The sequence below is a fragment of the Bradyrhizobium sp. MV1.5 genome, from assembly GCF_055807615.1.
In genome coordinates this window covers 21,278-42,119 of the sequence record NZ_JBVVPL010000027.1, presented here as the reverse complement: position 1 = coordinate 42,119, position 20,842 = coordinate 21,278, and the positions used below count along the sequence as shown (strand labels likewise).

Sequence of the window (20,842 nt, the reverse complement as noted above, 5' to 3'; positions counted from 1 at the left end):
CTCATCGCCTAACCCGTCCGGGGCGCCAAAACCATCCTAAAATGGCATGGCTGCGAGGCGTGGGCCGGCCGGCCGACCCCCGCTGCGCACGAACCGGGTCCTGCAACGTTGCCGAAAGTTTAGGTCCGGACGAAGCGATTTTTACGGTGTACCCGCCGGCGTGGCATCCCGGCCTTGAAGAAACCAGAATGGTATTGTGAGAAGCAGGCTGGATCGCCATTTGCATGGCGGCTCCCAGCCCCACCGAACCGCGAAGCAAGAAGGCCAGCCTATCCATGCGGAAAACCCTGCTGTTTCCACTGGGCGCGCTCACCGGAGCGTGTCTGACCCTTTTGGCAGCCAGTCCGCACGGCGGCGTATGGGCGGCACGGGCGGCAGCGAGCGCGGATGACGCCTATTCCAAGCTCAATTTGTTCGGCGAAGTGTTCGAGCGGGTGAAGGCGAGCTATGTCGAGAAGCCCGACAATGCCAAGCTGATCGAAGGCGCGATCACCGGCATGGTGACCTCGCTCGATCCGCACTCGCGCTACATGAACGACAAGGCCTGGACCGAGATGCAGGAGACCACCTCCGGCGAGTTCGGCGGGCTCGGCATCGAGGTCACGATGGAGGAGGGGCTGGTCAAGGTCGTCTCGCCGATCGACGACACGCCGGCGTCCAAGGCCGGCATCATGTCGGGCGACCTCATCAGCAAGATCGACGGCGATGCCGTGCAGGGCATGACGCTCGAGCAGGCCGTCAACAAGATGAAGGGGCCGGTCGACACCCAGACCAAGCTCACGATCATGCGCAAGGGCGCCGACGCCCCGCTCGACGTCGCGATCAAGCGCGAGATCATCCATGTGCGCCCCGTGCGCTTCCATGTCGAGAACGGGGATATCGGCTATATCCGCGTCACCTCGTTCAACGAGCAGACCACCGATGGCCTGAAGAAGGCGATCGCATCGATCTCCAAGGACGTTCCGCCGGAGAAGCTGGTGGGCTACGTGATGGACCTGCGCAACAATCCGGGCGGATTGCTCGACCAGGCCGTGTCGGTGTCGAGCGCGTTCCTGCAGCGTGGCGAGGTCGTCTCGACCCGCGGCCGCAATCCGGAAGAGACCCAGCGCTTCACCGCGCATGGTGGCGACCTCACCAAGGGCAAGCCGCTGGTGGTTCTCGTCAACGGAGGCTCCGCCTCAGCCTCGGAGATCGTGGCCGGCGCGCTGCATGACCACAAGCGCGCCACGCTGATCGGCACACGCTCGTTCGGCAAGGGCTCGGTGCAGACCATCATTCCGCTCGGCACCGGCAACGGCGCGCTCGCGCTGACCACGGCGCGCTACTACACGCCCTCGGGCCGCTCGATCCAGGCCCAGGGCATCGCGCCCGACATCGAGATCCTCCAGGACGTGCCGAGCGAGCTGAAGGGCCGGATGGACACCATGGCGGAGTCCCAGATGCGCGGTCATCTCCAGGCAGCCGATGGCACCGAGCAGACCGGATCGCAATCCTATGTCCCGCCGGAAGCGAAAGACGACAAGGCCCTGCATACGGCCTACGACTTCCTGCACGGCCAAACCGCGAATGCGGTCGCCGCCAAGCCGGCGCCGAAGGCTGCGGTGCCGAACTAGGCGCTCGCGACGGTAAGGTGTTGATCGCCCGGGAGCGGATAGCCGTTCCCGGGCGAACTTGTTTCGGGGCGCTGTGTCAACTCGGGTTCATGGCCGCGAAGGTGGCCTCATAGCAGCCGTCGCGCTCGGCCCAGCGGCGGGCGCGGTCGCGCTCGACCAGCACCTCGCCGCCGGGATGGACACTTTGGCCTGATCTCGCCGTCAAGCTGGACGGGCGGATCCTGGCCCTAGCTTGCCTCGCGGCGGCGGCTTTCGTTGCCGCCGCGCCGGGCGAGACGGCTGCGATGGAGCGCGAACAGCTCCAGCACCTTGTCGGCGGGTTTTGCGGCGCTGAACAGATAGCCCTGCATCTCGGAGCAGCCGAGTGCGCGCAGCAGACGCTGCTGCTCCTCGGTCTCGACACCCTCGGCCGTGGTGGTCATGCGGCGGGCGGCCGCGAGATTGACGACGGCCTGCACGATGCTGGCGGAGCCGTCGGGGCCGGCGATGTCGTTGACGAAGCAGCGGTCAATCTTGATCTTGTCGAACGGGAAGCGGTGCAGATAACTCAGCGAGGAGTAGCCGGTACCGAAATCGTCGAGCGCGATGCGAACGCCGATGGCGCGGAGTTGGTGCAGGATTGCAAGCGCGGTGTCGTCGTCGCGGATCAGTACCGCCTCGGTGATCTCGAGTTCGAGCCGGCTCGCCGGCAAATTGGAGGCGGCAAGCGCCGCCATGATCTTCAGCGCCAGCGTGCCGCTCTTGAACTGCACCGGCGAGACGTTGACAGCGAGTCGGATGTCGTCGGGCCACTTCGCCGCATCCCGGCAGGCGGTCGCCAGCACCCATTCGCCGATCTCGTTGATCAGGCCGGTGTCCTCGGCGATCGGGATGAACTCGGCCGGCGAGACCGTGCCGCGCTCGGGATGGCGCCAGCGCACCAGCGCCTCGCAGCCGGTGATGCGGTCGTCCTTCAGGCTGAGGCAGGGCTGGTAATACACCTCGAGGCCGCCTTCGAGCCCGCCTTGGGCGATGGCGTGGCGCAGGTCGATCTCGAGCTGCCGCCGCTCGTGGATCTTGGCGTCCATCTCCGGCTCGAAAAAGCGATAGGTGCGGCGCCCTGCGGCTTTGGCGGCGTACATCGCCATATCCGCGTTCTTCAGGATCTGGTCCAGCGCCGTTCCATGTTGCGGCGCCAGCGCGATGCCGATACTGGCGTCGGTGGCAAGATGATGTCCCATGCAGTCGAACGGCGCCCGGATGGCCTCAAACACCCGCGCGACGAGCTCGTTGACCTGATCCAGCGATGTCACCGCGCTCTGGACGATGGCAAATTCGTCGCCGCCGAGGCGCGCCACGAAGTCCGTCGGACCCGCACACCGGTGGAGGCTCTGCGCGACCGACTTCAGGAGCTCGTCGCCGACGAGATGCCCGAGCGCGTCGTTGACGCCCTTGAACTCGTCGATGTCGATGTAGTGCACCGCGAGTTGTTCGCCGCCGGCGACCAGATCGAGTTCCTGACGCAGATGCTCATGGAACAGGGTGCGGTTGGGCAGGTCGGTCAGCGCGTCGTAATGAGCAAGATGGGTGATGCGCTCCTCGATACGCCGGCGCTCCGTGATGTCCTCATGCGTCGCCACCCAGCCGCCGTCCGTGAGCGGTTCGTTGACGATCTGGATCGAGCGACCGTCGGAGGTCTCGACCACCATGGAATTGCGCACATGGATGTCGCGCAGGACCCGTGCGACATATTGGTCCGCATCGCCGGTGAACGAGCCGGTGGCTCTGCGGTGCGCAATGATGTCGCGGAAGCTGCAGCCTGGCCTCACGATTTCGGACGACAGCCCGTACATCTCGATGTAGCGCTGGTTGCAGATCACGAGCTGCTGCGAGGCGTCGAACAGCAGCAGGCCCTGGGTCATGTTGTTGACGGCGCGGTCGAGACGCTGCTTTTCCAGCGTCAGCCGTTCCCGCGAAAGACGATGCTGCTCCAGCAGCTTGCGTACGATCGCGATCAGCACGCCCGCGATGGCGAGCGCGGAAGAGGCGGCGACCGAGATCAGGATGCCGATCTGCTCGCGCCAGTCCGTCAGGGCCGTCGCGCGTGTCGTGGTGGCCATCATCAGGATCGGGAAGTGAGGCAGGGCGTGCGAGGAAATCAGCCGGTCCTCGCCGTCGACGGGGCTCACGAAGCGGCCAGTAAAATGGTCGAGCCCGAAAATCCTTTGATGCGCGAACGGACCGTTCTTGAAATTCCGTCCCATCAATTCGCTGGAATGGGGATAACGGGCGAGCATCGTGCCGTCCCGGTGCAGCATCGAGATCGTGGTGCCTTCGCCGAGCACGGCGGACTCGAAGAATTTTTCGAAGTTTGCCGGCTCGATGCCGCGTCCGACCACACCCATGAATTCGCCGTTCGGTCCGACGATCTTGCGCACGATCAGGATGGTCCATGCGCCGGAGATGCGGCTGTAGAGTGGCTCGATCAGGACGTCTGGAGCGTCGGGATCGTACCGGAACGTCCGAAAATAGGCGCGATCGGCAACGTTCACGTTCGGGGCCGGCCATGCCGTCGACGAATTGATCAAATTGCCTTCGGCATCGATGATGTTGACGCCGCCCATGTAGGGCAGTGCCTCGATCTTCGAGCGCAGCATCCGGTGGAGGTCCTGGCCGGCGAGGCGCTTGCGATAGTCCGCCGCACTGATGATGCCGCTCGCACGGACGTAGTCGACGAAATCCTTCTGGATGACCGCGAAATCCTGCAATTGCTGGTCGAAATGATGGGCCAGCATCAGCACGGTGTTTTCCAGCTCGCGGCCGGAACTGCGCAGCGCGCGTTCGCGGAAATTCTGCGCCATCAGCGTCGCGCCGACGGCGATCGCAGCGATCAGCAGGGTGCCGCCCACCACCAGCCAGCGGATCGGTCCGCTGCGCACGAAGGCCTGGTCAAAAAGGCGACTGCCGAATCCCGTCATCATGATCGATCGTTGTGGTGCACACGTCAGGGTCAATTCCTGGCCCCGTAAACATCCGTTGGTTTACGGGAACGGAGTGGAGGCGAAGTTAGCAAGCTGGGTTAACGCGCCGTGAACGGACGGTCGCAAAAGCAATCAATATGCGAGCGAGTATGGCCTATCGCCGCCGGCATCGCGCTTGCGATCATTGCCGTGGTGAACGCCTGGGCAGCAAGTTCAATGCAAAATTCGGCTCGATCAGCGCGTCCCTGAAGTAGCAGCCGCAATCAGACGCGGTAATGGCCGGACTTGCCGCCGAGCTTCTCGACCAGGTGGATGCCTTCGATGCGCACGCCGCGTTCCACCGCCTTGATCATGTCGTAGATGGTGAGGCAGGCGACCGAGACGGCGGTGAGCGCTTCCATCTCGACGCCGGTCGGGCCGGTGACCTTCACGCTGGCGCGGACGAGGCAGCCCGGCAGCGTCGCGTCGGGCTCGATCTCGACCGTCACTTTCGACAGCGCGAGCGGATGGCAGAGCGGGATCAGCTCCGCGGTTCGCTTGGCGGCCATGATGCCGGCGATGCGGGCGGTGCCGAGCACGTCGCCCTTTTTGGCGTTGCCGGACACGATCAGGTCAAGCGTCGCCCTGGTCATGACGACGCGTCCTTCCGCGATCGCGAGCCGCTCGCTCGCGGGCTTGTCCGACACGTCAACCATCCGCGCCTCGCCGGAGGCGCCGATATGGGTGAGGGCAGGGCCGGACTTGGTCGGTTTGGCCTTTGCGGGCTTACGCGCCATCAGTTCGTGCCTGTGGCGCGCGCGGTCTCGCGCGCCAGCAGCGTGCGGGTCGCAGCGGTAACGTCGGCTTGCCGCATCAGGCTCTCGCCGACCAGGAAGGTCGACATGCCGACGCGCTCGAGGAGGGCGAGATCGGCGGGCGTGAAGATGCCGCTCTCGCCGACCATCAGTCGATCCCGGGGGATCAGCGGCGCCAACGTTTCGCTGGTTGCAAGCGTGGTTTCGAAGGTGCGCAGATTGCGATTGTTGACGCCGATCATCGGCGAACGCAGCTTCAGCGCGCGGTCAAGCTCGGCGCGGTCGTGGATCTCGATCAGCACGTCCATGCCATGGGCGATGGCGGCGTCCTCGAGCTCGTTGGCCGTGGCATCATCGAGCGCCGCCATGATGATCAGTATGCAGTCGGCGCCGTGCGCGCGGGCCTCCGCCACCTGATAAGTATCGAACATGAAATCCTTGCGCAGCACCGGCAGTGACGTTGCCGCGCGGGCCGCCACCATAAAGTCGAGATGGCCCTGGAACGAGGGCGTGTCCGTCAGCACCGACAGGCAGGCAGCGCCGCCGGCCTCATAGGCCCTGGCCAGCAGCGGCGGATTGAAATCGGCGCGGATCAGGCCCTTTGACGGCGAGGCCTTCTTGACCTCCGCGATCAGCGCGAAGTCGCCATTGGCGTGCTTGGCCTTGATCGCACGCACGAAGCCGCGCGGTGCCGCTTGCGCCTTGGCCTTCGCCTCCACCGCCGATAGCGGCTGCGCGCGCTTGGCCGCCGCGATTTCCTCGCGCTTGTAGGCTTCGATCTTGGTCAAGATGTCCGACATGTCAGGCTCAGCCGTTCGAGACCGCGATCAAATGTTTCAGCCGCGCGCTCGCCGCGCCGCTGTCGAGCGATTTTGCGCCGATCACGACTCCTTCCTTGAGATCCCTGGCACGCCCCGCCACGACCAATGCGGCAGCGGCGTTGATCAACGCGACGTCACGATAGGGGCTCGGCTTGCCGTCGAGCACGCCCTGCAAGGCGATCGCGTTGGCGTCGGCGTCGCCGCCTTTGAGTGCACCGGCCTCGCAGCGCGGCAGGCCCGCGTCCCCCGGCGTCACCTCGAAATTCCGGATCTCGCCCTTGTGGAGCGCAGAGACGAAGGTCGGGCCTGTGAGGGTGATCTCGTCGAGGCCGTCGGAACCGTGCACGACCCAGGCGGATTCGGAGCCGAGGTTCTTGAGCACTTGCGCCAGCGGCTGCACCCATTGCCGGGAGAACACGCCGACCATCTGCCGCTTCACGCCGGCGGGATTGGACAACGGGCCGAGCAGGTTGAAGATCGTGCGTGTCGCAAGCTCCACCCGGGTCGGGCCGACGTTCTTCATGGCGGGATGATGGGCGGGGGCGAACATGAAGCCGATGCCGCATTCGCGTATGCAGCGGCCGACCTGCTCCGGCCTCAGATCGATCTTCACCCCGAGCGAAGCCAGCACGTCGGCGGCGCCCGAGCGCGACGACAGCGCGCGGTTGCCGTGCTTGGCCACCGGCAGACCGGCGCCCGCAACGATGAAGGAGGCACAGGTCGAGACATTGACCGAGCCGGAGCCGTCGCCGCCGGTGCCGACGATGTCGACGGCGTCCGCGGGCGCATCGACCGCGAGCATCTTGGAGCGCATGGCCGAGACCGCGCCGGTGATCTCGTCCACGGTCTCGCCGCGCACCCGCAACGCCATCAGCAGGCCGCCCATTTGCGAGGGCGTAGCCTCGCCGGACATCATGGCGTCGAAGGCGGAAGCCGCTTCGTCACGCGACAGGCTGGCGCCGGTCGCCACTTTTCCAATGATCGATTTCAGGTCGTCCATCGCGTGCTTTCAACTCACTGGTTCGCGCCGGTCACCTGCGCGAAGGCGGCCTGATTGATGCTGGTTCCGATGTCTGTTTCAAGCTTGTTGACGTAGGATGCGACCTGCTCCTCGGTCTGCGCGCGGTCGAGAGTGTCCTTCAGCTTCTTGACCGCCTCGGAAGCGGCATCGACCGTGGGATCGACGATCTCGGTGACGCGGAACACGATCACCTCGGTGCCGCCGGTCACCGGCGACTGCCCGACGCCGTCCCTGGCGACGCGGAAGGCGGCCGAGACGACGGTTGCGGGCACGCTGGCGGGCGAGTCGTCGCGCTTGAAGCCGGTGGCGGTCTCGACCTTGGCGCCGATCGCGGCTGCTTCGTCGGCGAGCTTGCCGCCGGATTCGAGCTTCTGCACCATCTCGGTCGCCTTGGCCTTCAGCTTGGTCGCGATCTGGTCCTGGCGCCAGCGCGCCTCGACCTGGTCGCGGACCTCGTCGAGATTGCGGTCGCGCGACGGCGTGATGGCAAGCACGTCGTACCAGACATAGCCGCCCTTGAAGGAGATCGAGTCGTTGTCGACGCCGACATCGGTGTTGAAGGCCTGCGACACCACGTCGAGGCCCTGCGGAATGCCGGAGACCGGCTGGCCGCTCGGGGCGCGGCCGGAACGGTCGACGGCGTCGATGGTCACGGCGGTGAGCCCGAGCTTCTGCGCCGCATCGATCACGCTGGCACCGCCGCCGCGCTCGTCTTCCATCTTGTCGCGGAGATCGGCGACCTTGACGCGCGCGCGCTCGGTGGCGATCTCGCGCTTGATGTCGGCGGCAACGCTCGCGTAGTTCGCCTCAACGCCCGGCTCGATCTTTTCGACCTTGACGATCGACGTGCCGAGCCGGCCCTGGATCGGCTGGCTGATTTCACCGGCGGGAAGCGCGAAGACGGCGTCTCCAACTGCGGGATCGAGCGAGGATTTGGTCATGAGCCCGAGATCGACGTCGGACGCGCTCAGTCCGCGCTCCTTGCCGAGGTCCTCGAACGACGTCCCGCTGGTGAGCCGCTCGCGTGCGGCCTGCGCCTCGGCGGCGTTGGGAAATACGATCTGCTGGATCTGGCGCTTCTCCGGCGTGCCGAGCCGGTCCTTGCGCTGGTCGAACACCTTCTTGGCGTCCTCGTCCGACACCTCGCTCCACTTGCCGATCTCCTCCGGCGAGACCACGACGAACGCGATCTTGCGATATTCGGGCGCGCGGAACTGAACCTTGTGATCCTCGAAATAGGCGGCGAGCGCCTCGGGCGACGGCGCGTCGATGGTGCCTGCCTGGGCTGCGTCGAGCCTGACGAATTCAATGGCGCGCTGCTCGTTCTGGAAGCGCGTCAGCACGTCGAGCATCGCCTTCGGCGGCTCGAGGCCGGCACCGATCGTGCCGGTGATCTGCCGGCGCAGCGAGACCTTGCGCTGCTCCGAGACGTAGCGCTGCTCGGTATAGCCGAAATTGCGGATCACGGACTGGAAGCGGTTCGGATCGAAGCTGCCGCCGACGCCCTTGAAGTTTGGGTCGTTCATGATGAGCTGGCGGATCTGGTCGTCGGACTGGCCGAGCCCGAGCCGGCGCGCCTCTTCGTCGAGGGCGGCTTCCGCGATCGTCTGCTGCAGCACCTGACGGTCGAGGCCGAAGGCGCGCGCCTGTTCAGGCGACAGCGGGCGGCCGAACTGGCGGCTGATCTGCTGGAGGCGATCGGTGTAAATCTGGCGGAACTCGTTCAGGGAAATCTCGGTGCCGCCGACCTTGGCCACGGTGGATTGCCCAAAGCCCTTGAAGATGTCGGCAATGCCCCAAACGCCGAAACTGATGATCAGCACGCCCATCACAACGGCCATGATGGTCTTGCCGAGCCAGTTTGATGAGGCCTTGCGCATTCCTCGAAGCATTTGGTCCAACTTGTTTGGCAGGAGGGGAACGGGAGCGCGTCTTAATGCAGATTCCGCAAAAGCGCGTCACCAAATTGATCAATCATCATAAAGTGGTGGCTTTCCCCCCGCAACCTCGGGTCCGGCAGGCTTTCGATCCCTGCGGTTAAAAGCCCCTGGTCTCTGGAACTGCCACGGGACCTCTGCTAGCGCATGAACAAACGAATTTTGCTGGAATTTGACATGACCGATGCCATCCGCCCCCTGATCGCCGGCAACTGGAAAATGAACGGCCTGAAGGCCTCGACTGCCGAATTCGACGCCATGCTCAATGGCGCGGCAGAGGTGGCCGGCAAAGCCGACCTGCTGGTTTGCCCGCCGGCGACCCTGATCGCAGCTTTCGCCGAGAAGGCCCGCGGCAAGAAGGTCGCGGTGGGAGCCCAGGATTGCCACCCCAAGGCCTCCGGCGCGCATACCGGCGATATCGCCGCCGAAATGCTGGCGGATTCGGGTGCGACCGCGATCATCGTCGGCCATTCCGAGCGCCGCGCCGACCATGGCGAGGGCGATGCCCTGATCCGGCAGAAGGCCGAGGCCGCCTGGCGCGCCGGGGTGACGGCGATCGTCTGCATCGGAGAGACGCAGGGCCAGCGCGATGCCGGCCAGACCCTGGATATCCTGCGCGGCCAGCTCAACGGTTCGCTGCCGGATGGCTCGACGGCCGCCAATCTGGTCGTGGCCTATGAGCCGGTCTGGGCAATCGGCACCGGCCTGACCCCGACGTCCGGGGATGTCGAGCAGATTCATGGCTTTATACGGGAATTCCTGACCTCCAGGTTCAAGGCCGACGGCGCCGGGATGCGCATCCTCTATGGCGGCTCGGTCAAGCCCTCGAACGCGGCCGAGCTGATGGCCGTGAAGAACGTCAATGGCGCGCTGGTCGGCGGGGCCAGCCTGAAGGCGGCCGATTTCCTTGCGATTGCGCAGGGCTGTCCCTAGCTAACTCCAAACCTTAGGACCCGGCTGATCGGGGGTGGCAATGCCCCGTCTGATCGTGTAACACCGCGCAACTTCAGGAAAACCCCGCGAAGCACGATTGGCCGCCGTCTCGGCGCTGTCGGCTTGTGACGGAAGGACACTATGCAGACTGTTGTCATCGTCATTCACCTCATGATCGTCACCGTCATGATCGGCGCCGTCCTGCTCCAGAAATCGGAAGGCGGGGGCCTGGGCATGGGAGGTGGCGCAGGCTTCATGTCGAGCCGCGGCACCGCGAACCTTCTGACGCGGACCACCGCGATCCTGGCCGTTGGCTTCTTCCTCACCAGCCTGTTCCTGTCCTGGTATGCCGGCTACGACCGCAAGCCGTCGTCGATAATCGGCGCACCGGCGTCGCAGACCCAGCCGGCCGGTGGTGGACCGATCGCGCCGCCGACCTCCGGCGGCATCCTGGATTCGCTGAAGAAGGCCGACGAGCAGCAGCAGGCTCCGGCACCGAGCGGCCCGCAGGTACCGCGTTCGCAATAAAGCAGGGGGGCCATGCAGGGCGGCTTCTACCGTCCTGCATCAACAATCCCCATCAAGGCTCTGTCACCACTCTTAGTTCTGGCTCACCCACAGCCCCGCAAAATGTTTGGGGCGGAATACGAATCGCTTTGGCGAATCGAATTCGAGGGATTAGAGGTTAAGCCCCATGGCGCGGTACATATTCATCACCGGCGGCGTGGTTTCTTCGCTCGGCAAGGGTCTGGCTTCAGCGGCACTCGGTGCCCTGTTGCAAGCCCGGGGCTACAAGGTCCGCCTCCGCAAGCTCGATCCCTATCTCAATCTCGATCCCGGAACGATGTCGCCCTATCAGCACGGCGAAGTGTTCGTGACCGATGACGGCGCGGAGACCGACCTCGATCTCGGACACTACGAGCGCTTCACCGGGCGGCCGGCGACCAAGGCCGACAACATCACGACCGGGCGCATCTACCAGGACATCATCTCCAAGGAGCGGCGCGGCGATTATCTCGGCGCCACCATCCAGGTGGTTCCGCATGTCACCAACGCCATCAAGGATTTCGTCCTCGACGGCAACGACGATTACGACTTCGTGCTGGTCGAGATCGGCGGCACCGTCGGCGACATCGAGGGTCTGCCGTTCTTCGAGGCGATCCGCCAGCTCAAGAACGAGCTGCCGCGCGATCACGCCATCTACATTCATCTGACGCTGCTGCCTTACATCCCGAGCGCCGGTGAGCTGAAGACAAAGCCGACGCAGCACTCCGTCAAGGAGCTGCGCTCGATCGGCATCCAGCCGGACATCCTGCTCTGCCGTACCGATCGCGAGATCCCGAAGGAGGAACGGCGCAAGCTCGGGCTGTTCTGTAACGTGCGCGAGAGCGCCGTCATCGAGGCGCGCGACGCCGACAGCATCTACGCTGTCCCTCAGGCTTACCACGCCGCAGGCCTCGACGACGAAGTGCTTGCGGCCTTCGGCATCGGCTCGCGGATTCCGCCCGAGCTGCGGAGCTGGCAGCAGATCAACGAGCGCATCCGCAATCCCGAGGGCAACGTCACCATCGCCATCGTCGGTAAGTATACCGGTATGAAGGATGCGTATAAGTCGCTGATCGAGGCGCTCTCGCATGGCGGCATCGCCAACAAGGTGAAGGTCAATCTCGACTGGATCGAAAGCGAGATCTTCGAGAAGGAAGATCCCGCGCCGTTCCTCGAGCACGTCAACGGCATTCTGGTGCCTGGTGGCTTCGGCCAGCGCGGCGCCGAAGGCAAGATCCGCGCGGCGCAGTTCGCGCGCGAGCGCAACGTGCCGTATTTCGGCATCTGTTTCGGCATGCAGATGGCCGTGATCGAGGCCGCGCGAAACCTTGTCGGGATCGAGGAGGCCAACTCCACCGAGTTCGGCCCGACCAAGGAGCCCTTGGTCGGCCTGATGACGGAATGGCTGCGCGGTAACGAGCTCGAGAAGCGCACCAACGCCGGCGATCTCGGCGGCACGATGCGCCTGGGTGCCTATCCGGCGGCGCTCAATCGCGGCAGCCGCGTCTCGGAGGTGTACGGCGGCGCGACCGAGATTTCCGAGCGCCACCGCCATCGCTACGAGGTCAACACCGCCTACAAGGATCGCCTCGAGCAGCACGGGCTGAAATTCTCGGGCCTGTCGCCCGACGGCGTGCTGCCGGAGATCGTCGAGTACGAGGATCACCCCTGGTTCATCGGCGTCCAGTTCCACCCCGAGCTGAAGTCGCGGCCGTTCGAGCCGCATCCGCTGTTCGCCTCGTTCATTCAGGCGGCGATGGTGCAGTCGCGGCTCGTGTAATTAAGACTTAGGCGGAACGATTGAATCGTTCACGCCGGAAAATCAACGGCTAGTCTCAGATTCAGCGGAGCAGGGCGCTCACACCTCGCCTGACGTCTGGTGGGTCGATCTGAATATCTAGCTTGTCCAAGCCAAAGATGTCGCAAAGGCCGGTCTGGCCAGCAGTTGTCAATTGCACGGCCCGTGTATCAGTCACGCGAACCAGCCAATTCAGCTCCATGCAGCATCGTTGGATCTCGGCTCCGACATGGCCGGCGATGTGATATCGGCGCTCGCTCCAGTCGAGGCACGGCTTGCAAAAGATGCGTTTGTTTTGGCGCTTTCGATTCAGGTCGACGCCAAATTCTGTCAGTAATTTTGCGCCGGCATCGGTCACGTCCCCACCATCCTCACCCAGAACGATGTAGCCGCCGGCGACTAAAGAGTCTGCAATCGCAACGCCCAATCGACCCGCCAAATGATCGTAGCAAGTCCGGCCGAACCGCAACGCCGAGTCACGCGCCGATCGAGGTTGATATCGCTGAGGAACCTCGAGAGCAGCCACTAGCTTGATGCTCTCAAGCATGCTGGCAACCAGCGGTGAGGAAATTCGGTAGTACCGATAGCTGCGCTTCCTGGTCACTGAGATAAGCCGGGCGTCGACCAGCTTGGACAAGTGCTCGCTGGCCGTCGGTCGCGAAATTCGCGCGAGAAACGCCAGCTCACTTCCGGTCAAGGATTGTCCACCCATGAGGGCTGCCAACATGGTCGCGCGCGCGGTATCGCCAACGAGCGCTGCAACCTCGACCATGTTCGCCGCTGCGACCATTGCCCCCTCTACCATCGTCGCCATCGGGTCAACAAGCGACATGAGTTCGGTATGCACCAAACTCATGAATGGAGACAATGGGCGCCTCGGATGCGACAGCCGGGCCGTGTTGAGTCCACTTCATCGATAGTGACCTGCAGGAGCCGGCCGTGAAGCGCGAACCAGTCAGAGTTGAACCCATTTCCACCTATTTGGAGCAACGGCGGAAGGGGCCGATCTGCCCAATCATTGTCGCCGGTGAGACGGTTTATGTGTCAGGCCTTCCGCCATTTGATCCGGTCACCGGTGAGGTTAAGCGATTGCCGTTCGTGCAGCAGAGCGAGATCGTGCTCGACCAACTGAAACTTTGCCTGGAGGCTGCCGGCTCGTCGTTGCGGGATGTCGTGAAATGTAATGTCTACTGTACGCCTGAAAGTTCAAATTTCGATGCGTTCAATGATGTCTACCAACGCTATTTCCCGGTTTCGCCTCCTGCGCGGATCTATTTAACGGTCCCTTCCTGGCCGGGTGAGTTTGATGTTGAGGTCGATTGTGTTGCGATCAAATCCGATCTGGAAGATCGGCCGGCGACCGCAAGGGACATGAACCAACTAAAGCATCTCAATGCCGGCTATATGCGCTCGGTCGCCTTGAAGGATGTCGATTGGTTTCGCGAAAATCTGAGCGATGATTTCGTCAACAGCAACCCTGACGGATCGATGGTTGATCGTGCCGGGTTCATTGAACAAATTGCCAGGCCTGCAGCCATATCGAATTTGGGATACGAGGACGAGCGGATCCGGATTATGGGTGATATGGCGATTATCCATGCGAGGACCACCTATACCAAAGCCGATGGCTCGGCCGGACTCGGACGATATACCGACAGTTGGGCGCGTCGCGAGGGCGTCTGGGTTTGTGTTGCCGCCCACGTGACCCGGGGGTGAGCAAAGGCAGGATTTGCGGCAACCTGAGTTCGTGGTTGTCGTGCTGCCGGAGATCGTCGCGTCGGAGGATCACCGTGGTCCACCGGCGCACAGTTCCCGCCGAGCTGAAGTCGCGGCCTTCGAGCCGCACCCGCTATTGGCCTCGCTCGTCCAAGCTGCGATGGATGCAGAGCCGGCTGGTCTGACTTCCCACCTTTACGATCGCGTCATTTGTTGCGACAACTCCCTGCCGCAAGAACAACAATACAGGGATTGAACTCCGATGATCTACGAAATGCGCATCTATCGCTGCGTGCCCGGCCGCCTGCCGGCACTGCTCAAGCGGTTCGAGACCGTCACGCTGAAGGTGTGGGAAAAGCACGGCATCAAGCAGGCCGGGTTCTTCACGACGCTGATCGGTGAATCCAACCAGGAGCTGACCTATTTCCTGGCCTGGGAGTCGCTCGCCGAACGCGAGAAGAAGTGGGCCGCCTTCATGACCGATCCGGACTGGATGAATGGGCGCGCCGAGAGCGAGGCGGACGGCCAGATCGTCGGCAACATCGTCAGCCAGATCCTGGCGCCGACCGCCTTCTCGGCGGTGAAGTAGAGGGTGCCGGTGCGAGGCGTCGCGGGGGCCTGGGCGCAACCCTGATATTCTGGGAGCCCAGGCCGAATGGGGTTGATCCGCCCTTCATCGCGGCTATGGTCGCGCCGAAACGAGGGATTTGCCTTGAGCTCTTCGACGTCAGCGGCGCCGGTCGTTACCATTGGCAAGGTCAAATTCGGCAATGATCTGCCGATCTCGATCATTGCCGGGCCGTGTCAGCTCGAAAGCCGCCAGCATGCGCTGGAGGTGGCCTCCGCGCTGAAGGAGATCGCCGCGCGGCTGCAGATCGGCCTCGTCTACAAGACCTCGTTCGATAAGGCCAATCGCACCAGCGCGTCGGCTGCGCGTGGCCTCGGGCTTGCCCAGTCGCTGCCGATCTTCGCCGAAATCCGATCGTCGCTCGGCCTGCCGGTCCTGACCGATGTGCATGACGCCGCGCAGTGCGCCGAGGTGGCGCAGGCGGTGGACATCCTGCAGATCCCGGCGTTCCTGTGCCGGCAGACCGATCTGCTGCTGGCGGCGGCCGCGACCGGCAAGGTCGTCAACGTCAAGAAGGGGCAATTTCTCGCGCCCTGGGACATGGCGAACGTCGTGTCCAAGATCACGAGCGCGAACAATCCCAACGTGCTCGTCACCGAGCGCGGTGCGTCCTTCGGCTACAACACGCTGGTCTCCGACATGCGCGCCTTGCCGATCTTGGCGCGCACCACCGGCGCACCCGTTATCTTTGACGCCACTCATTCCGTGCAACAGCCGGGCGGGAAGGGGACGTCTTCCGGAGGCGAGCGCGAATTCGTGCCGGTGCTCGCACGCGCAGCCGTCTCCGTCGGTGTTGCCGGTGTCTTCATCGAGACCCATCCCGACCCTGACAGCGCGCCGTCCGACGGTCCGAACATGGTGCCGTTGCGCGAGTTCGAGGCGCTGATCCGAAGGCTGATGGCGTTCGACGCGCTCGCCAAAGATTCGACCAAAGCCGACCCGCGCTGATGCAGCAAGGCGAGGCGCGGCCGCACGATCACGGCCTGCCGGCCGCGCTCTACGTCATCTCCGGTGCAAGCTTTGCCGCGGCGCTCTCCGCGCGCGCGCTCGATCCGGTGCTGCCGCACGTCGCGGAAGACTTTGGCGTCAGCATCGCGACCGCGGCCGGTTTTGCCGCGGTGTTTGCCTTCACCTTCTCGATCATCCAGCCGATCGTCGGCGCCGCCGCCGATCTGTTCGGCAAGACGCGGCTGATGATCGGCTGCCTCGCGCTGCTCGGCCTTGCCAACATCCTGGGGGCGCTCTCGAGCTCGTTCTCGGTTCTGTTCGCGACCCGTATCCTCGCCGGCATCGGCTCCGGCGGCGTATTTCCGGTGGCGTTGAGCCTGACCAGCGATCTCGTCGGCCCGGAGAAGCGCCAGGTCGCGATCAGCCGCACGCTCGCCGGCGCGATGACGGGCAATCTCCTCGGCGCCTCGGCCTCCGGCCTGATCGGCGATTTCCTCGGCTGGCGTGGCGTGCTGGCGGTGCTCGGCGCGCTCGTGATCGTTGCGTCGATCGCGGTCGCCGCCGGTTTTCGTGGCGCCAAGGTCAAGCATCCGCCGAAGACGAGCCTGTCGGCGCTGAAGGCCGGCTATCGCACCATCTTCACCAACCCGAACGCCTATGTCTGTTATTCGGCGGTGTTCATCGAAGGCTGCTGCGTGCTCGGCCTGTTTCCCTACATCGCTTCGTTCCTGTTCGAGCTCGGCCAGACCTCGCTCTCGATCGCGGGCATCGTCATCGCGGGTTTTGCGGTCGGCGGTCTGTTCTACACGCTGACAGTGTCGCGCCTGCTGCCATGGCTGGGCATGAAGCGAATGATGATCGCGGGCATGACGCTGGTGGCCTCGCAGCTCGTTGTCGTCGCCTTCGGCCTGCGCTGGGAAGTGCAGGCCCTCAATCTCATCGTGATGGGATGGGGCTTCTACATCGCCCATGGCTGCCTCCAGATGTTTGCCAGTGAGCTCTCGGTCGAAGCACGCGCGACCGCACTGTCGCTGCACTCGTTCTTCTTCTTCATGGGGCAGACGGTCGGGCCGCTCGCCTATGGTCTTGGCCTCCAGCATGGCGGCAAGATGCCGACCCTGTTCGCGAGCGCCGCGATCATGGTGGTATTGGGCCTTGTCTGCGCGCGCCTGCTGAAACAGCGCGCGCCGTCCGACGCGCGCTGAGGCTATTCGGTCCCTTAAGGGGGATCGGCCCCACCAAGACACCGTCGGCCCCGTATACATGGCACACGAATTGCTTCGATTTTGGGCAAATCGAGGTGTGAGATCGTGGACGCCCAGACCAGCCGTTCGCCCAGCGCAGCCAGCGTGCCCCGATCGACGGGATATCCCACCAAACCCCCGCTCCGGCGCTTCCTGACCGCTTGTTACGAAGAATTCCGGGCCGACAATTCGGGCGAACTTGCCGACTACATCCCCGAGTTGAAGCGCGCCAACCCCGACCATTTCGGCATCGCGCTCGTCACGATCGATGGCCACGTCTACGAGGTCGGCGACAGCGCGGTGCCATTCACGATCCAGTCGGTCTCGAAGGCCTTCGTGTTCGCCCTGGCGCTGGAGACGGTGGGCGAGGAGCGCGTCGCGGCCACCATCGGAGTCGAGCCGAGCGGCGAGGCCTTCAATTCGATCCGGCTCACCAACGACAACCGCCCCTTCAATCCCATGGTCAACGCCGGTGCGATCGCCTGCTCGGGCCTGATCTACGAGGTGGATGGGAAGGGCGCCTTCGAGCGCGTCCGCTCAAAGCTTAGCCAGTTCGCCGGCCGCGAGCTTGGCGTCGACGAGGCCGTGCACGCCTCGGAGACCGCGACCGGCAATCGCAATCGTGCGATCGCGTGGCTGTTGCGCAATTACGCGGTGCTACCTGACGACGTCGATGCGGTGCTTGACGTGTATTTCCGTCAATGCGCGATCCTGGTGACTGCGCGCGATCTGGCGGTGATGGCGGCAACGCTCGCCAATCGCGGCATCAACCCGGTGACGGGTGCGCAGGTGATCACGCCGCACATCGTCGCCCGCACGTTGTCGGTGATGACGAGCTCGGGCATGTACGACTATGCCGGCGAGTGGACTTATCGCGTCGGCATCCCCGCCAAGAGCGGCGTCGGCGGTGGCATCGTCGCGGCGCTGCCTTCGCAACTTGGGCTCGGCACCTTTTCGCCGCTGTTGGACAATCATTTCAACAGCGTGCGCGGCCTCAAGGTCTGCGAGGCGCTGTCGGCGCGGTTCGACCTGCACATGCTCAACCGCAACGCCGACGTACGCAGCAGCGTCATGGCCGACTATGATATCTACGGCATCTCGTCGCGTCGCAGCCGCCAGCCGCACGAGCAGCAGATTCTCGACGATCGCCACAGCGATATCCGCATCCTCGAGCTCGTCGGCGCGCTCAATTTCGGCACCATTGACTACGTCACACGAAGACTCACCAGTGAGCCGCCGAACGCGCCGCTCCTGATCATCGATTTCCGCCGCGTCCCCGACATCACCGCAGCCGGCGCAGAGCTTCTGGGTGAGACGCTGACGGCGCTCAACAATGCAGGCATCACCACGGTTCTATCAGGCATCGAGGAGACGTCCGCGGTATGGGCCGCGATTTCCGCGCGCACGGCGGATCCGCGGAGACTGCGGCGCTTTGCGCTGCTCGACGATGCGATCGAATGGGCCGAGGACCAGGTGATCTATCGCTTCGGCGGCTTTACCGACATGAAGGAGAGCGTGCATCTCGGCGATCAAGCGCTGCTGGCCGAGCTCGACGCCGACGAGATCGCCGCCATCGTCAAGCTCTCGACCACGCGCCACTACTCTGCCGGCCAGCGCATCGTCGCGGCCGGCACGCTCGCCAATTCGCTGTTCTTCCTCCAGAGCGGCATGGTCAGCGTCAAATTGCGAAGCGGCGTGCGGCTGGCCTCGCTCGGCCCCGGCATGGAGTTCGGCGAGATGGCAATCCTCGAGAGAAGCCGCAGCGCCGATGTCTTCGCCGATACGCTCGTGACCTGCCTCGAACTGCCGCTCGACAGTTTTGCCGACTACCGCCGGCTGCATCCCGAGACCGCGCTGAAGATCATGCGCAACCTCGCCGCGATCCTGGCGCGGCGGCTGGTGGCGGCCAACGCCAAGGTCGACCTGCTCAGCGCTTATTAGCCGGAACGCACTGCTTCCTGGAGACTGGAAACGTTCAGCCCCGCCCGCGATAGGGCGCGACACCCTGTTCGGGCACCCACAATCCCTTCGGCGCGCGGCCGGTCTGCCAGAACACGTCGATCGGGATGCCGCCGCGCGGATACCAGTAGCCGCCGATGCGCAGGAACTTCGGCTTGATCTCGCTCGCGATGCGCTTGCCGATCATCACGGTGCAGTCCTCGTGGAAGGCGCCGTGATTGCGGAAGCTCGCGATGTAGAGCTTGAGCGACTTCGACTCCAGCAGCCATTGGCCGGGGGCGTAGTCGATCATCAGATGTGCGAAATCCGGCTGTCCCGTGACCGGGCAGAGCGAGGTGAATTCGGGCACGGTGAAACGGACCAGATAGTCGGTGCCTCCTTGCGGATTGGGCACGCGATCGAGTTTCGCCTTCTTGGGCGCATCCGGCCATTCCACGGCGCGGCCAAGCTGCAGGGCAGCTGAATCCGAGCTTGAGTTCTTCGATTTGCTGGGCTTTTTCGACATCAGTCCGCCTCCGTGGCGCCCTCTTAGCCAATCATCGTGCGGCCGTCACCCGGCCTTTTCCGCTTCGATGCATTGCGGTAGAAGCACCCCAACTGACCGCTTAGTCCCCCGAAAAGAGGCCCTCATGACCGCCATCATCGACATCATCGGACGCGAAATCCTGGATAGCCGGGGCAATCCCACCGTCGAGGTCGACGTCGTGCTGGAAGATGGTGCGCTCGGCCGTGCTGCCGTGCCGTCCGGCGCCTCCACCGGCGCCCATGAGGCGGTGGAACTGCGCGACGGCGACAAGGCCCGTTATCTCGGCAAAGGCGTCACCAAGGCGGTCGGCGCCGTCAACGGCGAGATCTTCGAGGCGTTGAGCGGCCTCGATGTCGAGCAGCAGGCCCAGCTCGACCAGATCATGATCGACCTCGACGGCACGCCGAACAAGAGCCGGCTGGGCGCCAACGCCATCCTCGGCGTGTCGCTCGCCTGCGCCAAGGCGGCCGCGAACTCGCTCGACATGCCGCTCTACCGTTATGTCGGCGGCACCTCGGCGCGTCTCTTGCCGGTGCCGATGATGAACATCATCAATGGCGGCATGCACGCCGACAACCCGATCGATTTCCAGGAGTTCATGATCCTGCCGGTTGGCGCGTCGTCCTTTGCCGAGGGCCTGCGCTACGGCGCGGAGGTCTTCCACACCCTGAAGTCCGAATTGAAGAAGGCGGGCCACAACACCAATGTCGGCGACGAGGGCGGCTTTGCCCCGAACCTGCCATCGGCGGACGCCGCGCTCGAATTCGTCATGAACGCGATCGGCAAGGCCGGCTACAAGGCGGGCTCCGACATCGTCATCGGCCTCGACTGCGCCTCGACCGAGTTCTTCAAGGACGGCAAGTACGTCTACGAAGGCGAGGGCAAGACCCGCTCGATCTCCGAACAGGCCAAGTACCTTGCTGACCTCGTCTCGCGTTATCCGATCGTGACCATCGAGGACGGCATGTCGGAAGACGACATGGACGGCTGGAAAGAGCTGACCGACCTCATCGGCAAGAAGTGCCAGCTCGTCGGCGACGATCTCTTCGTCACCAACGTCAAGCGCCTCGCCGAAGGCATCAAGGCCGGACGGGCCAATTCGATCCTGATCAAGGTCAACCAGATCGGCACGCTGACCGAGACGCTCGCCGCCGTCGAGATGGCGCACAAGGCCGGCTACACCTCGGTGATGTCGCATCGCTCCGGCGAAACCGAGGATTCCACCATCGCCGACCTCGCGGTCGCCACCAATTGCGGACAGATCAAGACCGGCTCCCTTGCGCGCTCCGATCGCACCGCCAAATACAACCAGCTCCTGCGCATCGAGCAGCAGCTCGGCAAGCAGGCGCTCTACGGCGGCAAGGCGGCGTTGAAGGCGCTGGCATAAGCCAGCGCTCG

At 64.2% G+C, this 20,842-nt stretch carries 18 protein-coding genes; 10 read left to right on the top strand and 8 right to left on the bottom strand.

The window, feature by feature from the left end; all coding sequences use genetic code 11:
- Positions 1-275: 275 nt before the first annotated feature.
- Positions 276-1,613, top strand: coding sequence for a S41 family peptidase (locus AC0L2J_RS23480; protein WP_007610811.1), 1,338 nt, complete (start codon positions 276-278; stop codon positions 1,611-1,613).
- A gap of 76 nt (positions 1,614-1,689) precedes the next feature.
- Here AC0L2J_RS23480 and AC0L2J_RS23475 read toward each other — a convergent pair whose 3' ends face one another.
- The 6 genes from AC0L2J_RS23475 to AC0L2J_RS23450 all read right to left on the bottom strand — a co-directional run bounded on the left by AC0L2J_RS23475 (position 1,690) and on the right by AC0L2J_RS23450 (position 9,101).
- Positions 1,690-1,818, bottom strand: a complete 129-nt coding sequence (locus tag AC0L2J_RS23475) for a hypothetical protein (protein WP_256379917.1) — start codon at positions 1,816-1,818, stop codon at positions 1,690-1,692.
- A 22-nt stretch (positions 1,819-1,840) separates the two neighbouring features.
- Entirely contained in the window at positions 1,841-4,573 is a 2,733-nt protein-coding gene (locus AC0L2J_RS23470; protein ID WP_473394687.1) for a bifunctional diguanylate cyclase/phosphodiesterase, read from the bottom strand.
- Positions 4,574-4,836: 263 nt separating this feature from the next.
- Entirely contained in the window at positions 4,837-5,349 is a 513-nt protein-coding gene (moaC, locus tag AC0L2J_RS23465; protein ID WP_473394686.1) for a cyclic pyranopterin monophosphate synthase MoaC, read from the bottom strand.
- Positions 5,349-6,167, bottom strand: a complete 819-nt coding sequence (trpC, locus tag AC0L2J_RS23460; RefSeq protein WP_473394685.1) for an indole-3-glycerol phosphate synthase TrpC — start codon at positions 6,165-6,167, stop codon at positions 5,349-5,351. Before trpC ends, moaC begins: the two co-directional genes overlap by 1 nt.
- A 7-nt stretch (positions 6,168-6,174) precedes the next feature.
- A complete protein-coding gene (trpD, locus tag AC0L2J_RS23455) occupies positions 6,175-7,188 on the bottom strand; it encodes an anthranilate phosphoribosyltransferase (protein WP_473394684.1) in 1,014 nt (337 codons plus the stop codon).
- A 14-nt stretch (positions 7,189-7,202) separates the two neighbouring features.
- Positions 7,203-9,101: a peptidylprolyl isomerase gene (locus tag AC0L2J_RS23450; protein ID WP_473394683.1), complete on the bottom strand. Its 1,899-nt coding sequence runs from the start codon at positions 9,099-9,101 to the stop codon at positions 7,203-7,205.
- Positions 9,102-9,323: 222 nt separating this feature from the next.
- Between AC0L2J_RS23450 and tpiA the strand changes: the two genes are divergently transcribed.
- From tpiA to AC0L2J_RS23435, 3 genes are all read left to right on the top strand, one after another.
- Positions 9,324-10,079, top strand: a complete 756-nt coding sequence (gene tpiA / locus AC0L2J_RS23445; protein WP_007590602.1) for a triose-phosphate isomerase — start codon at positions 9,324-9,326, stop codon at positions 10,077-10,079.
- Between the two features lie 141 nt (positions 10,080-10,220).
- Positions 10,221-10,607 (top strand): preprotein translocase subunit SecG, encoded by a 387-nt coding sequence (secG, locus tag AC0L2J_RS23440; RefSeq protein ID WP_007590603.1) that lies wholly within the window; start codon positions 10,221-10,223, stop codon positions 10,605-10,607.
- Positions 10,608-10,773: 166 nt separating this feature from the next.
- Entirely contained in the window at positions 10,774-12,405 is a 1,632-nt protein-coding gene (locus AC0L2J_RS23435) for a CTP synthase (protein ID WP_007610793.1), read from the top strand.
- A gap of 61 nt (positions 12,406-12,466) precedes the next feature.
- Here the strand turns inward: AC0L2J_RS23435 and AC0L2J_RS23430 are convergent, their stop codons facing one another.
- Entirely contained in the window at positions 12,467-13,291 is an 825-nt protein-coding gene (locus AC0L2J_RS23430) for an ArsR/SmtB family transcription factor (RefSeq protein WP_473394682.1), read from the bottom strand.
- A 71-nt stretch (positions 13,292-13,362) separates the two neighbouring features.
- On the opposite strand from AC0L2J_RS23430, the gene AC0L2J_RS23425 reads away from it, so the two are divergent.
- From AC0L2J_RS23425 to glsA, 5 genes are all read left to right on the top strand, one after another.
- Positions 13,363-14,139: a Rid family hydrolase gene (locus AC0L2J_RS23425; RefSeq protein ID WP_473394681.1), complete on the top strand. Its 777-nt coding sequence runs from the start codon at positions 13,363-13,365 to the stop codon at positions 14,137-14,139.
- A 262-nt stretch (positions 14,140-14,401) separates the two neighbouring features.
- Positions 14,402-14,728 carry an NIPSNAP family protein gene (locus AC0L2J_RS23420; RefSeq protein WP_473247886.1) on the top strand — a complete coding sequence of 109 codons (327 nt, stop codon included), beginning with the start codon at positions 14,402-14,404 and terminating at the stop codon, positions 14,726-14,728.
- Positions 14,729-14,851: 123 nt separating this feature from the next.
- Positions 14,852-15,715, top strand: coding sequence for a 3-deoxy-8-phosphooctulonate synthase (gene kdsA, locus AC0L2J_RS23415; protein ID WP_156527154.1), 864 nt, complete (start codon positions 14,852-14,854; stop codon positions 15,713-15,715).
- Positions 15,715-16,920 (top strand): MFS transporter, encoded by a 1,206-nt coding sequence (locus AC0L2J_RS23410; protein WP_063996198.1) that lies wholly within the window; start codon positions 15,715-15,717, stop codon positions 16,918-16,920. Before kdsA ends, AC0L2J_RS23410 begins: the two co-directional genes overlap by 1 nt.
- 105 nt (positions 16,921-17,025) lie before the next feature.
- The gene (gene glsA, locus AC0L2J_RS23405; RefSeq protein ID WP_473394680.1) at positions 17,026-18,900 is read left to right on the top strand and encodes a glutaminase A; all 1,875 of its coding nucleotides are present in this window, start codon (positions 17,026-17,028) and stop codon (positions 18,898-18,900) included.
- 34 nt (positions 18,901-18,934) lie between these two features.
- Here glsA and queF read toward each other — a convergent pair whose 3' ends face one another.
- Positions 18,935-19,423 carry a preQ(1) synthase gene (gene queF, locus AC0L2J_RS23400; RefSeq protein WP_473394679.1) on the bottom strand — a complete coding sequence of 163 codons (489 nt, stop codon included), beginning with the start codon at positions 19,421-19,423 and terminating at the stop codon, positions 18,935-18,937.
- Between the two features lie 124 nt (positions 19,424-19,547).
- Between queF and eno the strand changes: the two genes are divergently transcribed.
- The gene (gene eno / locus AC0L2J_RS23395; RefSeq protein ID WP_007610783.1) at positions 19,548-20,831 is read left to right on the top strand and encodes a phosphopyruvate hydratase; all 1,284 of its coding nucleotides are present in this window, start codon (positions 19,548-19,550) and stop codon (positions 20,829-20,831) included.
- Positions 20,832-20,842: the final 11 nt, after the last annotated feature.

Bases quoted from the DNA above. Each gene is read 5' to 3' on its own strand.
- AC0L2J_RS23470 (WP_473394687.1), bottom strand. From the start codon at position 4,573: ATGATGACGGGATTCGGCAGTCGCCTTTTTGACCAGGCCTTCGTGCGC.
- AC0L2J_RS23450 (WP_473394683.1), bottom strand. From the start codon at position 9,101: ATGCTTCGAGGAATGCGCAAGGCCTCATCAAACTGGCTCGGCAAGACC.
- moaC (WP_473394686.1), bottom strand. From the start codon at position 5,349: ATGGCGCGTAAGCCCGCAAAGGCCAAACCGACCAAGTCCGGCCCTGCC.
- secG (WP_007590603.1), top strand. From the start codon at position 10,221: ATGCAGACTGTTGTCATCGTCATTCACCTCATGATCGTCACCGTCATG.
- AC0L2J_RS23420 (WP_473247886.1), top strand. From the start codon at position 14,402: ATGATCTACGAAATGCGCATCTATCGCTGCGTGCCCGGCCGCCTGCCG.
- AC0L2J_RS23435 (WP_007610793.1), top strand. From the start codon at position 10,774: ATGGCGCGGTACATATTCATCACCGGCGGCGTGGTTTCTTCGCTCGGC.
- AC0L2J_RS23480 (WP_007610811.1), top strand. From the start codon at position 276: ATGCGGAAAACCCTGCTGTTTCCACTGGGCGCGCTCACCGGAGCGTGT.
- eno (WP_007610783.1), top strand. From the start codon at position 19,548: ATGACCGCCATCATCGACATCATCGGACGCGAAATCCTGGATAGCCGG.
- tpiA (WP_007590602.1), top strand. From the start codon at position 9,324: ATGACCGATGCCATCCGCCCCCTGATCGCCGGCAACTGGAAAATGAAC.
- queF (WP_473394679.1), bottom strand. From the start codon at position 19,423: ATGTCGAAAAAGCCCAGCAAATCGAAGAACTCAAGCTCGGATTCAGCT.
- trpD (WP_473394684.1), bottom strand. From the start codon at position 7,188: ATGGACGACCTGAAATCGATCATTGGAAAAGTGGCGACCGGCGCCAGC.
- AC0L2J_RS23410 (WP_063996198.1), top strand. From the start codon at position 15,715: ATGCAGCAAGGCGAGGCGCGGCCGCACGATCACGGCCTGCCGGCCGCG.
- trpC (WP_473394685.1), bottom strand. From the start codon at position 6,167: ATGTCGGACATCTTGACCAAGATCGAAGCCTACAAGCGCGAGGAAATC.